Source organism: Alcaligenes sp. 1735tsa3, assembly GCF_024134565.1.
Lineage (GTDB): Bacteria > Pseudomonadota > Gammaproteobacteria > Burkholderiales > Burkholderiaceae_B > Alcaligenes > Alcaligenes phenolicus.
Map to the genome: position 1 here is coordinate 1,128,912 of NZ_CP099862.1, position 15,306 is coordinate 1,144,217.

Consider the following 15,306-nt stretch of genomic DNA (forward strand, 5'->3'; position numbering starts at 1 on the left):
GACAGGCTCCGCCAAACGCAGTGTCAGGGAGCTTTTAAGAGGTAATCCGTTATTTTAGCGTTTTCGGGCGACTTGGGTGTAAAAACTCAGCAAACTGCTGGCCAAATCGGCTTGTTCGGCCAGTTTTCCACTATAAGCACGGGCTTCTTGTTGCCATAGACGCAACACCTTGGAGTCCAGGCAGCGGCTCAAGGCAGTGACGGCACCGGCCTGATCGGCACTGCTCCAGGCCAGATGCAGGGCTTGAACCGGCTCGGGCAAATTGCTGGTATCCAGCCAGGCTTGCAGCTTGTCCAGATGGGCCTGTTCTTCCTGTACGTAAGGCTGCCACAGCATGGGCTGAGCGGCCCAGATGGCGCGTACCAGGGAGTCCTCGCCACGCACAATATTCAGCGCGCTACGCCAGAGCAGGGCATCAAAATCGGCCTGATTCACAGCGGGGATGCGCTGAACGTGCAAGTGGCCTTGCTCCAGATCCGGGATACCTTGGGCAACAGACTCGGGCACTAGCAGCAGGGTTTTCTGCTTTAGTGTAGATAGCACTTCGGGCAGGGCCAGGACGGGCGCATCGGGATAGCAGAACAGGAACATTTGCTGCATCTCGCCCTGGAGCAGAGCTTGAATGTGCTCCTGCGCCACGCCCAGACGACTCAGCATGGCCTGGTAGGCGACATCGTCCTGTTGAAAGGCATCGCGACGGGCCAGCAGATCGCTTTCACGCAGCAGCCCCCCTGTTTGCGGGACAAAGCCGGGAAAGAAAAAATATTTGTTCGCACCACCGGCTTGTGGGGAGGGCAGGCCGTGGCAGCCCTGTACCCAGGGTTCGGCGCTCAGATAATCCAGATTGATCCACACATGGCTATCTGCCGTCAGTTGCCGTGTCATGGCTTCGGGCGGTTCGCAGGCAAAGGCCTCGATCACAAAGGGGTGTGGAGCGGGGTAATCCTGGCGCGCGTCGTGCCAATGCTCAATATCTACGCCTTGCAGATGCTGGCTTTGCCGTTCGCTTTGAATTTCGGACTGGATGCGGCTGAAGCTGTGCAGATCATCTACCCACAGGCGTAGCTGGGCGACCTCGGGTCTGGCCGCCAACTGACGGGCCAGCCGCCAGCACACGCCTATATCCCCCAGATTGTCGATAACACGGCAAAACAGGTCTATGGATACAGGTTGGGAAACAGTAACGGTGTTCAATTTAGTGCAGCTGTACGGGGTCCAGATCGATTTCGTCCGGCAGTTCCGGGTGCTGCATCTCGCCGTTGATGTCCGGGAAGAAGGGCGCGTTGCAATCGTCGCAGGTCTCGGTGGAGTGCAGGCCGGGCAGGCGCTGAATCTGGACCAGGCCCAAGGTGCTGAGCAGGGCGGCAATCACGTCCGGAATGTCGATATGGTCGTCGCTGTGGAAAGAGGACTCGGCCTCTTCCTGGCTCAATACAGGCCAGATACAGCCATAAATCACGGTGGGCGAGGAAATGGTGCTAAAGCCCACGCGATATTCTTCGATCTGTTCTTCGCCGCAAGCAACGATGACCGCACGCAAATGGTCGGGCGAGAGCTTCACGGCTGTTTGCAGCCAGGTGATGCCGGCCTTCAGGGCCAGTGGGCGAATCTCGCGGTCCGACTCACGGTTGTTGACGTAATAAGCGTTGGGGGCCAGAAATTGCAGCTGGCAGCCGGTAAACAACGGCGTGACGATGGCGGAGTAACGCTCCACCCATTGCTCTACCCAGCGCAGGTGGTCGGCTTGCAGATTGTCGCTGGATTGCTGCCAGCGAAACAGGGGCTGACCGACCGGAGCCATAACCACACCAATCAGAAAGCGGGCGTCGGCCAACAGGCTACTGGCTTCTTCGGGTTTGTTCAGTGGAGCAGGCTCCTGGCTGCGGCCCAGAGCTTGCGCAGTCAGGCTGCGCGTCCAAGCGTAAGCCTGCTGGTAGGTCTGCGGCATCTCGTCGTAATTGACCAGATTGGGCAGCAGGGCGCACATTGTGCCTTCGGCCAGAACCGTGGCGCGCAAGGCCTCTTCCAGTTCCTTGTGTTGCTGGGGTTTCAGTACTCCCTGGGGCAGTTGATAGCGTGTCCAGGCGGTCAGCGGGGCCGAAAACAGCAGGGCGTCGTACAGCACACCGTCATGCTCGATTTGCTGACACTCGGCGTGGGACTCGGCCAGTTCCATCAGGATTTCGTAATGCTGGTTTTGTTGCTGGCTGCCCAGCAGTTCCAGTGTCTGTTCAACCGCTGTATTGCGGCGCCCGCTATAGAGCTTGTCCAGCAATTGAGCGGTCAGCCCTTGCCAATAGCGATCTTCGATCTGCGAGCCGGAACGTACCAGTGCGTCGGTGTAATTGATCAGACGCTGGATTTCTTTGGGTTGTTGGGCGAGCAGTTTGGAATTGAGTTGCGACATGGACATACAAAACCGAGAGAGGGACAAGCTAGTTTACCCTTTGCCACGACCGGGGTGTGTGAATGAGGGTAGCCCCTAGGGGATGGTTGGTAGAGTTCTGGTGCTTGCAAAATAGAGGCTGGCGATAATTTGTGACTTATCAGGCATGTACGCGAGGGGCCGCCTCCATGCACCCGGCGCCTCCCCTGTGATAGCGGGGGAGGCGCCGGGCCCGGTCCGATGTTGGCAGTTTGCGATCAGTACAACACGCTAGGTAGCCACAGGCCGATGCCAGGGAACAGGTACAGGATGATGATCGCCAGGATCTGGATGCCCATGAAGGGCATCATGCCCAGGAAAATCTGGTTCAGGGTGACATGGGGTGGCGAGACGCCCTTCAGGTAGAAAGCCGACATGGCAACCGGTGGTGACAGGAATGCGGTTTGCAGGTTCAGGGCGACGAGCAGGCCGAAGAACAGGGGGTCGATCTGATAGTGCGCCAGCAGTGGCAGGAAGATGGGCATGAAGATGATGATGATCTCTGTCCATTCCAGCGGCCAACCCAGCAGGAAAATAACGATCTGCGCCAGGATCATGAACTGAATGGGTGTCAGATCCATGGACAGCACCCAGCCATTGATCAGTTCCTGACCACCCAGCAGGGCGAAGGCGGCCGAGAAAATACTGGAACCGACGAACAGCCAGCAGACCATGGCACTGGTCTTGGCGCTGAGGTACACCGATTCGCGCACCATGGAGAAATTCAAGCGGCGATAGGCGAAGGCCAGCAGGATGCCGCCCAAGGCACCCAAGGCCGCCGCCTCGGTGGGAGTGCACAGGCCAACGATAATACTGCCCAGCACGGCAAGGATCAGCATGGTCAGCGGAAAGAAGGAGCTGAGCAGCATCTTGAAGATTTCCAGCCGTGCGAAGTTCAGCATGGCGTAGTAGCACAACAAGGCCAGACTGCCCACGATCAGAAAGATCCAGAATGTCATTGGCGCGGCTTGGCGCTCTGCCGTAGTGGTTTCTTCGGCTACCTCTGCTGCAGCTGCGGGGGCTTCTGCGCCCGGTTCGCTGGCACCCAGCGCCACGAGAGGCTCGCTGCCTTCAGGTTCGGATAAACCGCCAGCACCCGGAGGTTCTGCCAGCCCACCGCCGCTGTAGTCACTGTCGAAGTTATTGAAACCGCCGCCCATTTCCTGCAGCTCGTAGTGCTCGGCTACTTTGGGTGCAGTGACCGACTGGTAGCTAAAGCCCATGACAGCGATGAAGATCACAGCGGGCAGCAAGGCCACGGCCAGATTCTTGACCAGCAGCTTCATGGGCACGTCGACGTTGCGAGGCCCCTTCATGGCGTTGATCAGGCCGGGTACAGCACGGTCTGTAATGGTCTCCTTGATGGTTTGTGCGAAGGCTGGCAGAGGCACGATCCGGTCTTCCGCGGAAAGCGGAGGCGCGACACTGGGCTTGAGCTTGGCCAGAATGATGACGTACACCACGTACAGGACAGCCAGCATCAGGCCGGGGAAAAAGGCCCCGGCATACAGTTTCACGACCGAGACACCCGCGACGGCGCCGTACAGGATCAGGAGTACGGAGGGGGGCAGCAAAATGCCCAGGCAGCCCCCAGCGGTAATGGAGCCAGCCGTTAGCTGCACGCTGTAACCCGCTCGCAGCATGGCGGGCATGGCCAGTAGCCCCATCAGAGTCACCACGGCCCCCACAATGCCCGTGGCCGTGGCAAAGATGGCGCAGGTGGCAATGGTGGCTACTGCCAGCGAACCTGGAATTCGTGCCATGGCCAGGTGCATGCCCTGGAACAGGCTCTGGATCAGGTTGGCGCGTTCAACCAGGTAACCCATGAAGATGAACAGAGGCACCGCAATCAGCACGTCGTTGGTCATGACGGCGTAGGTGCGCAGAACCATCAGGTCCAGGGTCTGCTGGATTGCTTGCTGCGTGCCCATGTCGCGATAGGCCAGCCAGGTAAAGATCACCCCCATCCCCATCAGGGTGAAGGCAGTGGGAAAGCCCAGCATGATGGTGACGACAATCAGGGCCAGCATGAGCAGGCCCAAATGGCCGTTGCTCATGTCTGCTGGCGCTGGCATGAAGATGGCAATGCTCAGGACAATCCCGATCAATATGGTGAGCCCGAACCAGATTTCTTTTCTCATGTTGGACTCCCTTTCTTGCCGTCGCCTGTGACAAAGGCATCCAGTTTCTCAATGTCATCGCTTTTGACGTCCACCATATCCATGAGCTTGTCGACATCGACTTCCTCAACGTCCTTGTCGCGCGAAGGCCATTTTCCGTCTCGCAAGCAGCGTACGCAGTACACCATTTCCACGAAGCTTTGCAGCAGAAGGCAGAAACCGGCCAGCGGGATGATGGCCTTGAACGGGTAGATGGGCGGTCCGTTTGCCGTGATATTGGAGTGCTCCGTGATGGCCCAGGACTCGGCTGCGAAGTAGTAACCGGCCCAGAACATGGCGACCACACCAGGGATGAAGAACAGGATGTACAGGATCAGATCCAGGGCTGCCTGCAGACGGGGTGGAAAAAAGCCGTACAGCACATCCCCGCGCACATGGCCGTTCTTGGAGAGCGTGTAGGCACCGGCCATCATGAACAGGCCACCGTACAGCATGTTCATCATGTCAAAGGCCCAGGCGTGTGGGTTGGAGAGTACGTATCGAGAGAAGACCTCGAAGGAAACGAACAGGGTCAATGCCAGGACTAGCCAGCCGAACAACTGGCCTATCCACGTATTGAACCGGTCGATAAAGACCAGAATTTTCTGCATGGTAGGTTCACCTTGCTAGCGCGGAAAGGGTCTGATGCGTGTCGGCTGCGGCTTGGGGCGCGGCCGGCCTGGAGTGGGGAAGGAGACGTCATCCACATCCGGCTGGACGGGATGACGCAGTGCAATTGCCGTTAGGGGTCAGCTCTTGGCTTGGGGGGCCTTGCGACCGAAGTAGTGGTTGTAGGCCATACGGCGGTTATTGTTGGTGTCCATGTCCCACGCCATGGCGCGTGCCGCGAACGCTCGTTGCGATGCGTCGATTTCCTTGAAAAGGGGGTTGGTCTCGGCCTTCTTGGCAACGATCTGGTCCCACACGACCAGTTGTTGCTGCAGGATGGTGTCGGGCGTTTTGTAGAATTTGACGCCGTCTTCCTTTTGCAGGCGTTGGTAGTCCTGCGAGTAACGGTCCACCGCCTTCCAGGACATGTCGGCCGATGCGGCCTCCACGGCGTTGTCGACGATGGCTTTCAGCTGTGTCGGCAAGGCGTTGTACTTGTCCTTGTTGAACATGATCTCGAAGGTTTCCGAGGCCTGGTGAAAGCTTTGCAACATGCAGACCTTGGACACGTCCGGAAAGCCCAGAGCGCGGTCCGAGGCGGCGTTATTGAACTCCGCACCATCGAGCAGGCCGCGGTCCAGTGCCGGAACAATTTCACCGCCCGGCAAAGCATTGACGGCCGCGCCCATTTCAGTGAACAGGTCGATAGCCAGGCCATTGGTGCGGAACTTCAGACCCTTGAGGTCTTCTGTCTTGGTGATGGGTTTCTTGAACCAGCCGAATGGTTGCGTGGGCATCGGGCCGGTCAGGAAGGAGACGACATTGCCACCGATGGCATCGTACAGCTTGGCCAGTAGCTCCTTGCCACCGCCATACTTGTGCCATGCCAGGACCATATTGGCGTCCATGCCGAAGGCCGGTCCTGACGAAAACAAGGCCAGGGCGTTCTGCTTGCCGTAGTTGTAACCCAGCACGCCGTGGCCCCCGTCCAGCGTTCCCTTGGAGACGGCATCCAGCAGGCCAAAAGCCGGTACAACAGCCCCTGCCGGCAAAACTTCGATTTTCAGATCTCCACCGGTCATGTCGTTGATCTTCTTGGCGAAATCAAGAGCGAATTCGTGGAAGATGTCGACGGTGGGCCAAGTGCTTTGGAAGCGGAAGTTGATGGGACCCTGCGCGCGAGCGATGGCAGGAAAGCCCATCGTTGCTGCAGCCGCGGTGCCGGCTGCAGCACCGCTCAGGAACTTGCGCCGGGATGCGCCAGTTTGTGCTTGAGGCGCGGTGCTTTTTTTGATCCTGTTTCTCATGAGGTGTGTCTCCGAAGTGGCTGTAAGCGTTCGAGAGCAAACTGCAGCAATCTGATGTGTTTTCAGCTTTATTTCAGTCTTCTTTCAGTTTGCTTTCAGCTTTATATGCGATTCGAACACTGGCCGTACATAAGGAGTAACCACAATGATGATAGGGGTATACCCGTGGGCAGATAAGCGTGAGTGAGTGCACCTTTAGCGACGGGTGGACTGTGCTGAACAGGCTTTTTACAGGCCTCTTGAGAGGGAAGTCATTTCAAACAGGCAAAGAAAAACGCCTTCGCCGCATGAAGCGGCGAAGGCGTTTTTTGCAAGCGCTAGGGCTTACAGACCTACGGAGTCAGCAATTTCCTTGAACTCTTCGATCTGGTCGAAGTTCATGTAGCGATAGATGTCTTCGCTATTGGCTTGCAGAACGCCCATGTCGGCCAGGTACTCTTCGCGGGTCGGGATGCGGCCCAGACGCGAGCAGATGGCAGCCAGTTCAGCCGAACCCAGGAACACGTTGGTGTTCTTGCCCAGACGGTTGGGGAAGTTACGGGTGCTGGTGGACATGACGGTGGCGCCTTCGCGAACCTGTGCCTGGTTACCCATGCACAGCGAGCAACCGGGCATTTCCATGCGAGCACCAGCTACGCCCAGAACGCCGTAGTGGCCTTCTTCGCTCAGCTGTTGCTGGTCCATCTTGGTCGGAGGAGCGACCCACAGACGGGTTGGAATGTCGCGCTTGCCTTCCAGCAGCTTGGAAGCGGCACGGAAGTGACCGATGTTGGTCATGCAGCTACCGATAAACACTTCGTCGATCACGGTGCCGGACACGTCGGACAGCGTCTTCACGTCGTCTGGGTCGTTCGGGCAAGCTACGATAGGTTCGTGGATTTCAGCCAGATCGATGTCGATCACAGCGGCGTATTCAGCGTCTGCATCGGGCTCCAGCAGTTCCGGGTTGGCCAGCCAGGCTTCCATGCCCTTGATACGACGGGAGATAGTGCGCTCGTCTTCGTAGCCATTGGCAATCATCCACTTGAGCAGCGTGATGTTGCTGTTCAGGTATTCGATGATGGGCTCTTTGCTCAGGCGCACGGTACATGCAGCAGCGGAGCGCTCGGCCGAAGCGTCGGACAGCTCGAAAGCCTGTTCGATCTTCAGGTTGGGCAGACCTTCGATTTCCAGAATGCGACCGGAGAAGATGTTCTTCTTGCCGGCTTTCTCGACGGTCAGCAAGCCTTGCTTGATGGCGTACAGAGGAATGGCGTTAACCAGGTCACGCAGGGTGACGCCGGGCTGCATTTCGCCCTTGAAGCGCACCAGCACGGATTCTGGCATGTCCAGAGGCATCACACCGGTAGCAGCGGCAAAGGCCACCAGACCGGAACCAGCGGGGAAGCTGATGCCGATAGGGAAACGGGTGTGCGAGTCGCCACCGGTACCCACGGTATCGGGCAACAGCATGCGGTTCAGCCAGGAGTGGATGATACCGTCGCCTGGACGCAGGGAAACACCACCGCGTGTGCTGATGAAAGCAGGCAGTTCGTGGTGAGTTTTAACGTCAACAGGTTTGGGGTAAGCGGCGGTGTGGCAGAAGGACTGCATTACCAGATCGGACGAAAAGCCCAGGCAAGCCAGGTCTTTCAGTTCGTCGCGAGTCATTGGGCCAGTCGTGTCCTGGCTACCAACGGTAGTCATGCGTGGTTCGCAGTAAGTACCGGGACGCACGCCCTGGCCTTCAGGCAGACCGCAAGCACGGCCAACCATCTTCTGGGCCAGGGAGAAGCCTTTACCGGAGTCGGCAGGGCTTTGTGGCAGGCGGAAAAGGGTGGTTGGGGGCAGACCCAGTGCTTCGCGAGCACGGGTGGTCAGGCCACGGCCAATGATCAGGGGAATACGGCCACCGGCACGCACTTCGTCAAACAGGACGTCGGACTTGACCTGGAATTCGGAGATCAGTTCGCCATTCTTGAAGGCCTTGCCTTCGTAGGGACGCAGTTCCACCACGTCGCCCATTTCCATTTTGGAAACGTCCAGTTCGATAGGCAAAGCGCCGGCATCTTCCATGGTGTTGTAGAAGATAGGAGCAATCTTGCTGCCCAGACACACGCCACCAAAGCGCTTGTTGGGAACGAAAGGAATGTCTTCGCCGGTGAACCACAACACGGAGTTGGTGGCCGATTTACGCGAAGAACCGGTACCGACCACGTCGCCCACGTAGGCAACCAGGTGGCCCTTTTCTTTCAGGGATTCGATAAAGCTGACAGGACCTTTCTTGCCGGGCTCTTCAGGTTCGATACCTGGGCGCGGGTTCTTCAGCATGGCCAGAGCGTGCAGCGGAATGTCCGGGCGGCTCCAGGCGTCAGGGGCGGGGGACAGATCGTCCGTGTTGGTCTCGCCGGTGACTTTGAAAACGGTCACGGTCAGGCTTTCTGGAACTTCAGGACGGCTGGTGAACCACTCGCCGTCGGCCCAGCTTTGCAGCACTTCTTTTGCAAAGGCATTGCCCTTTTCGGCTTTTTCCTGAACGTCGTGGAAAGAGTCAAACATCAACAGGGTGTTTTTCAGGCCGTTGGCGGCGATCTGGCCCAGTTCAGGCGAATCCAGCAGATCGATCAGCGGGCTGATGTTGTAGCCACCCAGCATGGTTCCCAGCAGCTCAGTGGCACGCTCGCGGCTGATCAAAGCACAGGTTTCTGTGCCCAGCGCGATGGCGGCCAGGTAGGAGGCTTTCACTTTGGCAGCATCGTCCACACCGGCGGGGACGCGGTGCGTCAGCAGGTCGACCAGAAATGCTTCCTCACCGGCAGGTGGGTTCTTGATGAGCTCGATCAGCTCGGCGGTCTGCTGAGCCGACAAAGGCAGCGGGGGAATGCCCAGAGCAGCGCGCTCGGCAACATGTTCGCGGTAAGAGTCCAGCATAGTGCGGGTGCCTATCGGTAAATGGTTGATATGAAAATGCAATAAATCGCGTGTTGCCCCAATTGTAATTTGAAGCGCGCAGCGAAGCAATGGTCTTATATCTTATATAAGACTTACGGGAACCTGAATATTGCCGGGCTCAGGCCAGCAAGTCGGCGTATTCAGGGTGGCGGCGGAAATAGACCACGGCATAGCTGCAAACGGGGCGCACTTTCCACTGTTGGTTTTTTGCCGTTTCCAATGCGAAGCGGGTCAGTTGCCCCGCAATGCCGCGGCCTTCCAGCTCAGGCGGCACACGGGTGTGGGTGATGCTCATGACAGCATCGTCCAGTTCGTATTCGATCACGCTGCGGCGGTTTTCAATGTCGCAGTAAAACAGACGCGCTTGCGGGTCGTGGTGGATCTCGGTAGTCATGGCAGACTCCTTCAAGTGGGGTTGGAGTGCAGGGCGATCAGAATCCAAACAGCCAGCATGGCGATCATGCCCAGAAAGCAGCCGCCCCACAGCCCCATCAGGGGCCATTTGATGCCCATGGGGACATCATCGGGTTGCACGTGCTTGAGTAGCCGGTTGGCATTGCCAAACAGCGAGTTTTGGCGTTTGGGGAAATTCAGACGTAAAAAATAATCCAGCAGTACGCCTGCCTTCAGCGAAAAACTGAGTTTTTCCCAGGGGTACTGATCCAGATAGGGATGACGCAACACCTGGTTGCTGCGGCGCAGATTGAAAAGCAGTAAATAAGCGCCGGAGACCAGACTGGTCAAGGCACAGGCAATCATCAAGGTGCCGGCCAGCGGCAGGGCGTAGCGTACAAATTCAGAGAGCATGGAAGTCATCAGCAAGACGGCCCCGCGTGCGCAATGCAGCGGGGCCGTGTGGGTTAGATCACAGGCAAATAATAGCCCAGGATCTGTGACTTATGGGCGCTGATCCAGAGGCACAAAGCTCTGGTTTTCAGGGCCAATGTAGTTGGCGGTAGGACGAATAATCTTGTTGTCCACGCGCTGCTCAATGATGTGAGCCGCCCAGCCAGCCGTACGCGCGATCACGAACAAAGGCGTGAACATGGCAGTAGGGACACCCATGGTGTGGTAGGACACGGCCGAGAACCAGTCCAGGTTGGGGAACATTTTCTTCACTTCCCACATCACGCTTTCCAGACGTTCGGCAATGTCGAACATGCGGGTGTTGCCATCGGCCACGGCCAGCTCTTTGGCCACCGATTTGATTACTTCGTTGCGTGGGTCGGAGATAGTGTAGACGGGGTGACCGAAGCCAATAATGACTTCCTTGTTTTCCACGCGCTTGCGGATGTCTTCTTCAGCCTGATCGGGGTTCTCGTAGCGCTTCTGGATTTCAAAAGCCACTTCGTTGGCACCGCCGTGCTTGGGACCGCGCAGGGCACCGATGGCACCGGCAATCGCGGAGTAGAAGTCCGAACCTGTACCGGCGATAACGCGGCTGGTAAAGGTGGAGGCGTTGAACTCGTGCTCGGCGTACAGGTTCAGCGAGACATGCATGGCTTTTTCCCACTCGGCCGATGGCTTCTCACCATGCAGCAGGTGCAGGAAGTGCGCGCCGATACTGTCGTCGTCGGTCTGTACGTCAATCATCTCGCCGTTGTGGCTGTAGTGGTACCAGTACAGCAGGGCCGAACCCAGGCAAGCCATCAGACGGTCGGCGATGTCGCGTGCGTCGGGCAGGTTGTGGTCGTCTTTTTCAGGTAGCACGCAGCCCAGAACCGACACGGCAGTACGCATCACGTCCATGGGGTGGCTGTGGGCAGGCAGGGTTTCCAGCGCGGTTTGCAGGGCCAGAGGCAGGCCACGCAGACGCTTGAGCTTTTGTTTGTACGCGCGCAGTTCGTCGCGGTTGGGCAGTTTGCCGTGGATCAGCAAATGAGCCACTTCTTCAAATTCGCAAGCCTGGGCCAGGTCCAAGATATCGTAGCCGCGGTAGTGCAGATCATTGCCACTGCGACCGACCGTGCACAAGGCGGTATTGCCTGCAACAACGCCAGACAGGGCAACAGATTTCTTGGGCTTGAAGCCAGTGCTAGGGGTGTTCTCAGTACTGCTCATAAAGGTCTCCTGGTTGCTGGGCAGCCAGCACGAGGCTGGCTGCTGAATGGGGTTTTACCCGCGCGACGGCCCTGATCACGGGCCGGGCGGGAGCCTGTGGCGGCTCAGGACTTCTTGTTTTTTTGGAACAGCTTGTCGAGGCTTTGCTCGTAAGCATGGTAGCCGATACGATCGTACAGTTCTTCACGAGTCTGCATCAAATCGATGACATTTTTTTGATGTCCGTCACGACGGATCGCCTGGTAGACAGTTTCGGCGGCCTTGTTCATGGCGCGGAAGGCGGACAGGGGGTAGAGCACCATGGCCACATTGGCCGACGCCAGTTCTTCCACGGTGAACAGCGGGGTCTGACCGAACTCGGTAATGTTGGCCAGCACAGGCACATTCAGGGTTTCGGTAAAGCGACGGTAGGTGTCCAGGTCGTAGCAGGCTTCAGCAAAAATGCCGTCTGCACCTGCTTCCACGCAAGCCTGGGCACGCTCCAGAGCAGCGTCCACGCCTTCGACGGCAATCGCGTCTGTACGAGCCATGATGAAGAACTCGGGATCGGTACGGGCGTCAACAGCGGCTTTCACGCGGTCGGCCATTTCACCAGTGCTGACGATTTCTTTGCCGGGGCGGTGACCGCAACGCTTGGCGCCAACCTGGTCTTCAATGTGGCAAGCGGCAGCGCCGAACTTGATCAGGCTTTTGATCGTGCGAGCAATGTTGAAGGCGGAAGCGCCAAAGCCGGTATCAATGTCCACCATCAAAGGCAGATCGCACACATCGGTAATGCGACGAATGTCGGTCAGCACGTCGTCCAGCGTGTTGATGCCCAGATCAGGCAAGCCCAAAGAGCCAGCCGCGACACCGCCACCCGACAAGTAGATGGCGCGGTAGCCGGCGCGTTGGGCCAGCAAAGCGTGGTTGGCGTTGATGGCGCCGATGATTTGCAAAGGCTGTTCTTCACGCAGGGCCTGGCGGAAACGGGCGCCTGCCGATGTCAGTTGGTTTTGGCTCATTTGGGGCTCCAGATCACAAGATATAAAAATGTCGTCAGCGTAGTGCTGCGATGGGTTGGTTCTACTAAAGCAAATGCTGTGCCAAGTTCAAATATGGGGAGCGATGAAGAGCCTGAACCCAGAGGAGGCGGGAATTTCTCGCGTGGTGTGATGTCGTCGCTCCCTTCCAGGAATATTGTCTTTTCCTGTTTTGTGTTTCAATATTGAAACGTAATTTGAAACAGTGTCGCATTATTGAAGCCCGGGTGAAACCATATGCCTTATCCTTCCTCCCCGCCTGCGCGTCTGCGTCTGGTAGCTTTTGGCTTGCATGGACTGCGTTCTCTATTGGAAGAGCTGGTGCCGCAGTTTCGCGCTCAGGCCGAAATACTGATTGTGGACAAGGCCTATGGAGAGGCCGTGGAGGCCGTGCAGGTTTTACGACAAACAGGCGAAATTGACGTGCTGGTGTCTGCCGGTTCCAACGGCAGTTATTTGCGCGAACATCTGGACTTGCCGGTGGTGTTGGTCCATCCCGGTGGCTTCGACATTATGGGCAGCCTGGCCTCGGCACAGGCAGAGCGCAAAGCCGTGGTGACCTATGGCGAAATGCCGCTGGAGCTGCTGGAGTTCGTGCAGCGTTTTGATCTGCCTGTGGAGCTACGTAGCTATCGCAGTGAAGCCGACGCCCGTAGCTGTGTCCAGGATTTGAAAGAACTGGGCGTGGAGTGGGTGCTGGCACCCGGTCTGGTGGTGGATCTGGCGCGCGAGAATCAGATGGAAGGCGTGTTGCTGTACTCACAAGGAGCGGTGCGACAGGCTCTGGAATCCGCTATCGAACTGGCTCGCGTGGCTCGCGCTGAGGCCGCTCGCCGGGATCGCTTGAATACGATTCTGGCGCAGTTGCGTGACGGCGTGGTGTCAGTGGACAGGGACGAGCGGATTGAAACCGTGAACCCGGCGATGGAAGCCTGGTTGGGCCAACCGGCTCAAGCCATGATTGGCCGTCGTTTGGGTTCCTTGTATCCCGAGCTGGATCTGGCTGGCACGCTGCGCAGTCTGGAAGTGCAGTTGGATACGGTGCAGCAAGTAGGTGGCCGTACCGCGATCGTGACCCGCATGCCGATTCTGGAGCAGGGGCGCTTGAGCGGGGCAGTGCTACTTTGCCAGGACCCGGCAGCGATTCAACGACTGGACCGCAGCTTGCGTTCACGCAGTCAGCAAGCCGCATCGCGTCATGCCCGTTACGAGCTATCTGATCTGGTGGGGCAAAGCTCGCCCATGCGCAAGCTGCGTGCTCAAGCCCAGGCTTGCGCTCAAAGTACAGCCACAACCTTGATTATTGGTGAAAGCGGCACAGGCAAGGAATTGCTGGCTCAAGGCATTCACAGCGCCAGCGCCAGACGCGCGCAACCCTTTGTGGCCGTGAACTGCGCGGCTTTCCCGGACAGCCTGTTGGAAAGCGAGTTGTTCGGGTATGTGGAGGGGGCATTTACCGGCTCCAGTCGAGGTGGCAAGGTGGGGCTGGTGGAAGCGGCTCACACCGGCACCCTGTTTCTGGACGAGATCGGCGAAATGCCCTTGCCGCTACAAACCCGTTTACTGCGTGTGCTGCAAGAAAAAGAAGTGCTGCGTATCGGGGCGATTGAGCCAACGCCGGTGGATGTGCGCGTGATTGCGGCTACTCACCGCGATCTGGCCGCGCAGGTTAAAGAAGGCGTGTTCCGCCAGGATCTGTTTTATCGACTGAACATCCTGGTGCTGCGTTTGCCGCCTTTGCGTCTGCGCACGCAGGACTTGCCGGAGTTGGTGGAGCATTTATTGGCCAAGGTTGCCCAACGTCTGGGTGGTGCAATCACGCTCAACTCGCAGTGGATGGCGGAGCTGCTCGAACTAGGCCGCCACTACACATGGCCGGGCAATATTCGCGAACTGGAAAACCTGATCGAACGTTTGATGGTGTTGGGCACAGTGCAAGGGGATCAGGCTGTGGTGCTGGAAGATATTGCGCCTGAGTTGCGGGCCGTGGTGAGCGAGCCCGCCTTGCCAGCCTTGCGTGATCAGCAGGAGCGCAGTGAACAAGAGCATTTGGCCAAAGTACTGGAAGAGTGTGGTGGCAACCGCGCCTTGGCGGCACAGCGGCTGGGGATTAGCCGTAGTACCTTGTGGCGGAAGTTGCGTAAAACGGAGTAGCTATCGGGTCGCTCCTGTGCTCGGAAACGATAAATTGATACGTCAGCTCATTATGAATGAGAATCATTGTTATTATGTCGGCTTTCATTCTTTTGCAGCTTGTTCCGTATGCCCCGATCATCCGCGCCCAAGAAAACGTGGCTCGCTCATTACATTGAGCTGGTTGCGGCGTGGCGTCGGAAGGCACCTCATGAAGATAGCGAAGACGCTATGCAGGATGCAGCGCTGCGCTTATTGGAAAATGCTGCGGCTACGGTTGACAATCCGCGCGCGTATCTGAAGCGCAGCACCGCCAACGGCGTTATTGACCGTTATCGCCGCCAGGCGATTTTGCCTACCACTCCTTTGCACGAACTGGACGAGCATGAGCATCCGCAGGCCCCGGAGTTGGAGTCGGAGTTGGTCTCGCGGCAAATGCTGGCAGACTTGAAAAGCGCTCTGAATGAGTTGCCTTTGGTGTGTCAGCAGGTCTATGTGCGTCATCGCATTGAAGGCTGGACGCATGCGGAGATCGCGAGTGCCATGGGCATTTCCCGCTCGGTCGTCGAAAAGCACATGAGCCGCACGCTGCGCCATTTGAATAAAAAGTTACAGAAATATGCCTCTTGAACCGACAAATTGTTCGGGTCTTGCCCCTT

The 15,306-nt window shown here is 57.8% G+C and carries 12 protein-coding genes; 2 read left to right on the forward strand and 10 right to left on the reverse strand.

Annotated elements, in window-relative coordinates; genetic code table 11:
* Window positions 1–54 precede the first annotated feature (54 nt).
* The 10 genes from earP to prpB form a co-directional block, all read right to left on the reverse strand.
* Window positions 55–1,194 (reverse strand): elongation factor P maturation arginine rhamnosyltransferase EarP, encoded by a 1,140-nt coding sequence (earP, locus tag NIZ92_RS05165; RefSeq protein ID WP_254002811.1) that lies wholly within the window; start codon window positions 1,192–1,194, stop codon window positions 55–57.
* 1 nt (window position 1,195) lies between these two features.
* Window positions 1,196–2,407, reverse strand: coding sequence for a DUF2863 family protein (locus NIZ92_RS05170; RefSeq protein WP_254002812.1), 1,212 nt, complete (start codon window positions 2,405–2,407; stop codon window positions 1,196–1,198).
* 236 nt (window positions 2,408–2,643) lie between these two features.
* Window positions 2,644–4,566: a TRAP transporter large permease subunit gene (locus tag NIZ92_RS05175; RefSeq protein WP_254002813.1), complete on the reverse strand. Its 1,923-nt coding sequence runs from the start codon at window positions 4,564–4,566 to the stop codon at window positions 2,644–2,646.
* Window positions 4,563–5,195, reverse strand: a complete 633-nt coding sequence (locus NIZ92_RS05180) for a TRAP transporter small permease subunit (RefSeq protein ID WP_009457722.1) — start codon at window positions 5,193–5,195, stop codon at window positions 4,563–4,565. The genes NIZ92_RS05175 and NIZ92_RS05180 overlap by 4 nt, the downstream gene beginning before the upstream one ends.
* Window positions 5,196–5,333: 138 nt before the next feature.
* Entirely contained in the window at window positions 5,334–6,500 is a 1,167-nt protein-coding gene (locus NIZ92_RS05185; RefSeq protein ID WP_009457721.1) for a TRAP transporter substrate-binding protein, read from the reverse strand.
* A 324-nt stretch (window positions 6,501–6,824) separates the two neighbouring features.
* Window positions 6,825–9,410, reverse strand: coding sequence for a bifunctional aconitate hydratase 2/2-methylisocitrate dehydratase (gene acnB, locus NIZ92_RS05190; RefSeq protein ID WP_022983544.1), 2,586 nt, complete (start codon window positions 9,408–9,410; stop codon window positions 6,825–6,827).
* A 139-nt stretch (window positions 9,411–9,549) separates the two neighbouring features.
* Entirely contained in the window at window positions 9,550–9,825 is a 276-nt protein-coding gene (locus NIZ92_RS05195) for a GNAT family N-acetyltransferase (RefSeq protein ID WP_009457716.1), read from the reverse strand.
* Window positions 9,826–9,836: 11 nt separating this feature from the next.
* Window positions 9,837–10,247, reverse strand: coding sequence for a hypothetical protein (locus NIZ92_RS05200; protein WP_230940590.1), 411 nt, complete (start codon window positions 10,245–10,247; stop codon window positions 9,837–9,839).
* Window positions 10,248–10,328: 81 nt separating this feature from the next.
* Window positions 10,329–11,492 (reverse strand): 2-methylcitrate synthase, encoded by a 1,164-nt coding sequence (prpC, locus tag NIZ92_RS05205; protein ID WP_009457712.1) that lies wholly within the window; start codon window positions 11,490–11,492, stop codon window positions 10,329–10,331.
* Between the two features lie 104 nt (window positions 11,493–11,596).
* The gene (gene prpB / locus NIZ92_RS05210) at window positions 11,597–12,496 is read right to left on the reverse strand and encodes a methylisocitrate lyase (RefSeq protein ID WP_026484284.1); all 900 of its coding nucleotides are present in this window, start codon (window positions 12,494–12,496) and stop codon (window positions 11,597–11,599) included.
* Between the two features lie 255 nt (window positions 12,497–12,751).
* Here prpB and prpR point away from each other — a divergent pair, with 255 nt between their 5' ends.
* Complete coding sequence (prpR, locus tag NIZ92_RS05215; protein ID WP_239055240.1) at window positions 12,752–14,668, forward strand: propionate catabolism operon regulatory protein PrpR; 1,917 nt, start codon at window positions 12,752–12,754, stop codon at window positions 14,666–14,668.
* Window positions 14,669–14,776: 108 nt separating this feature from the next.
* Window positions 14,777–15,277 carry a sigma-70 family RNA polymerase sigma factor gene (locus NIZ92_RS05220; RefSeq protein ID WP_035270828.1) on the forward strand — a complete coding sequence of 167 codons (501 nt, stop codon included), beginning with the start codon at window positions 14,777–14,779 and terminating at the stop codon, window positions 15,275–15,277.
* The last annotated feature ends 29 nt before the right edge of the window (window positions 15,278–15,306 follow it).

Bases quoted from the DNA above. Each gene is read 5' to 3' on its own strand.
- NIZ92_RS05170 (WP_254002812.1), bottom strand. From the start codon at position 2,407: ATGTCGCAACTCAATTCCAAACTGCTCGCCCAACAACCCAAAGAAATC.
- NIZ92_RS05175 (WP_254002813.1), bottom strand. From the start codon at position 4,566: ATGAGAAAAGAAATCTGGTTCGGGCTCACCATATTGATCGGGATTGTC.
- NIZ92_RS05180 (WP_009457722.1), bottom strand. From the start codon at position 5,195: ATGCAGAAAATTCTGGTCTTTATCGACCGGTTCAATACGTGGATAGGC.
- NIZ92_RS05185 (WP_009457721.1), bottom strand. From the start codon at position 6,500: ATGAGAAACAGGATCAAAAAAAGCACCGCGCCTCAAGCACAAACTGGC.
- acnB (WP_022983544.1), bottom strand. From the start codon at position 9,410: ATGCTGGACTCTTACCGCGAACATGTTGCCGAGCGCGCTGCTCTGGGC.
- NIZ92_RS05195 (WP_009457716.1), bottom strand. From the start codon at position 9,825: ATGACTACCGAGATCCACCACGACCCGCAAGCGCGTCTGTTTTACTGC.
- NIZ92_RS05200 (WP_230940590.1), bottom strand. From the start codon at position 10,247: ATGACTTCCATGCTCTCTGAATTTGTACGCTACGCCCTGCCGCTGGCC.
- prpC (WP_009457712.1), bottom strand. From the start codon at position 11,492: ATGAGCAGTACTGAGAACACCCCTAGCACTGGCTTCAAGCCCAAGAAA.
- prpB (WP_026484284.1), bottom strand. From the start codon at position 12,496: ATGAGCCAAAACCAACTGACATCGGCAGGCGCCCGTTTCCGCCAGGCC.
- prpR (WP_239055240.1), top strand. From the start codon at position 12,752: ATGCCTTATCCTTCCTCCCCGCCTGCGCGTCTGCGTCTGGTAGCTTTT.
- NIZ92_RS05220 (WP_035270828.1), top strand. From the start codon at position 14,777: ATGCCCCGATCATCCGCGCCCAAGAAAACGTGGCTCGCTCATTACATT.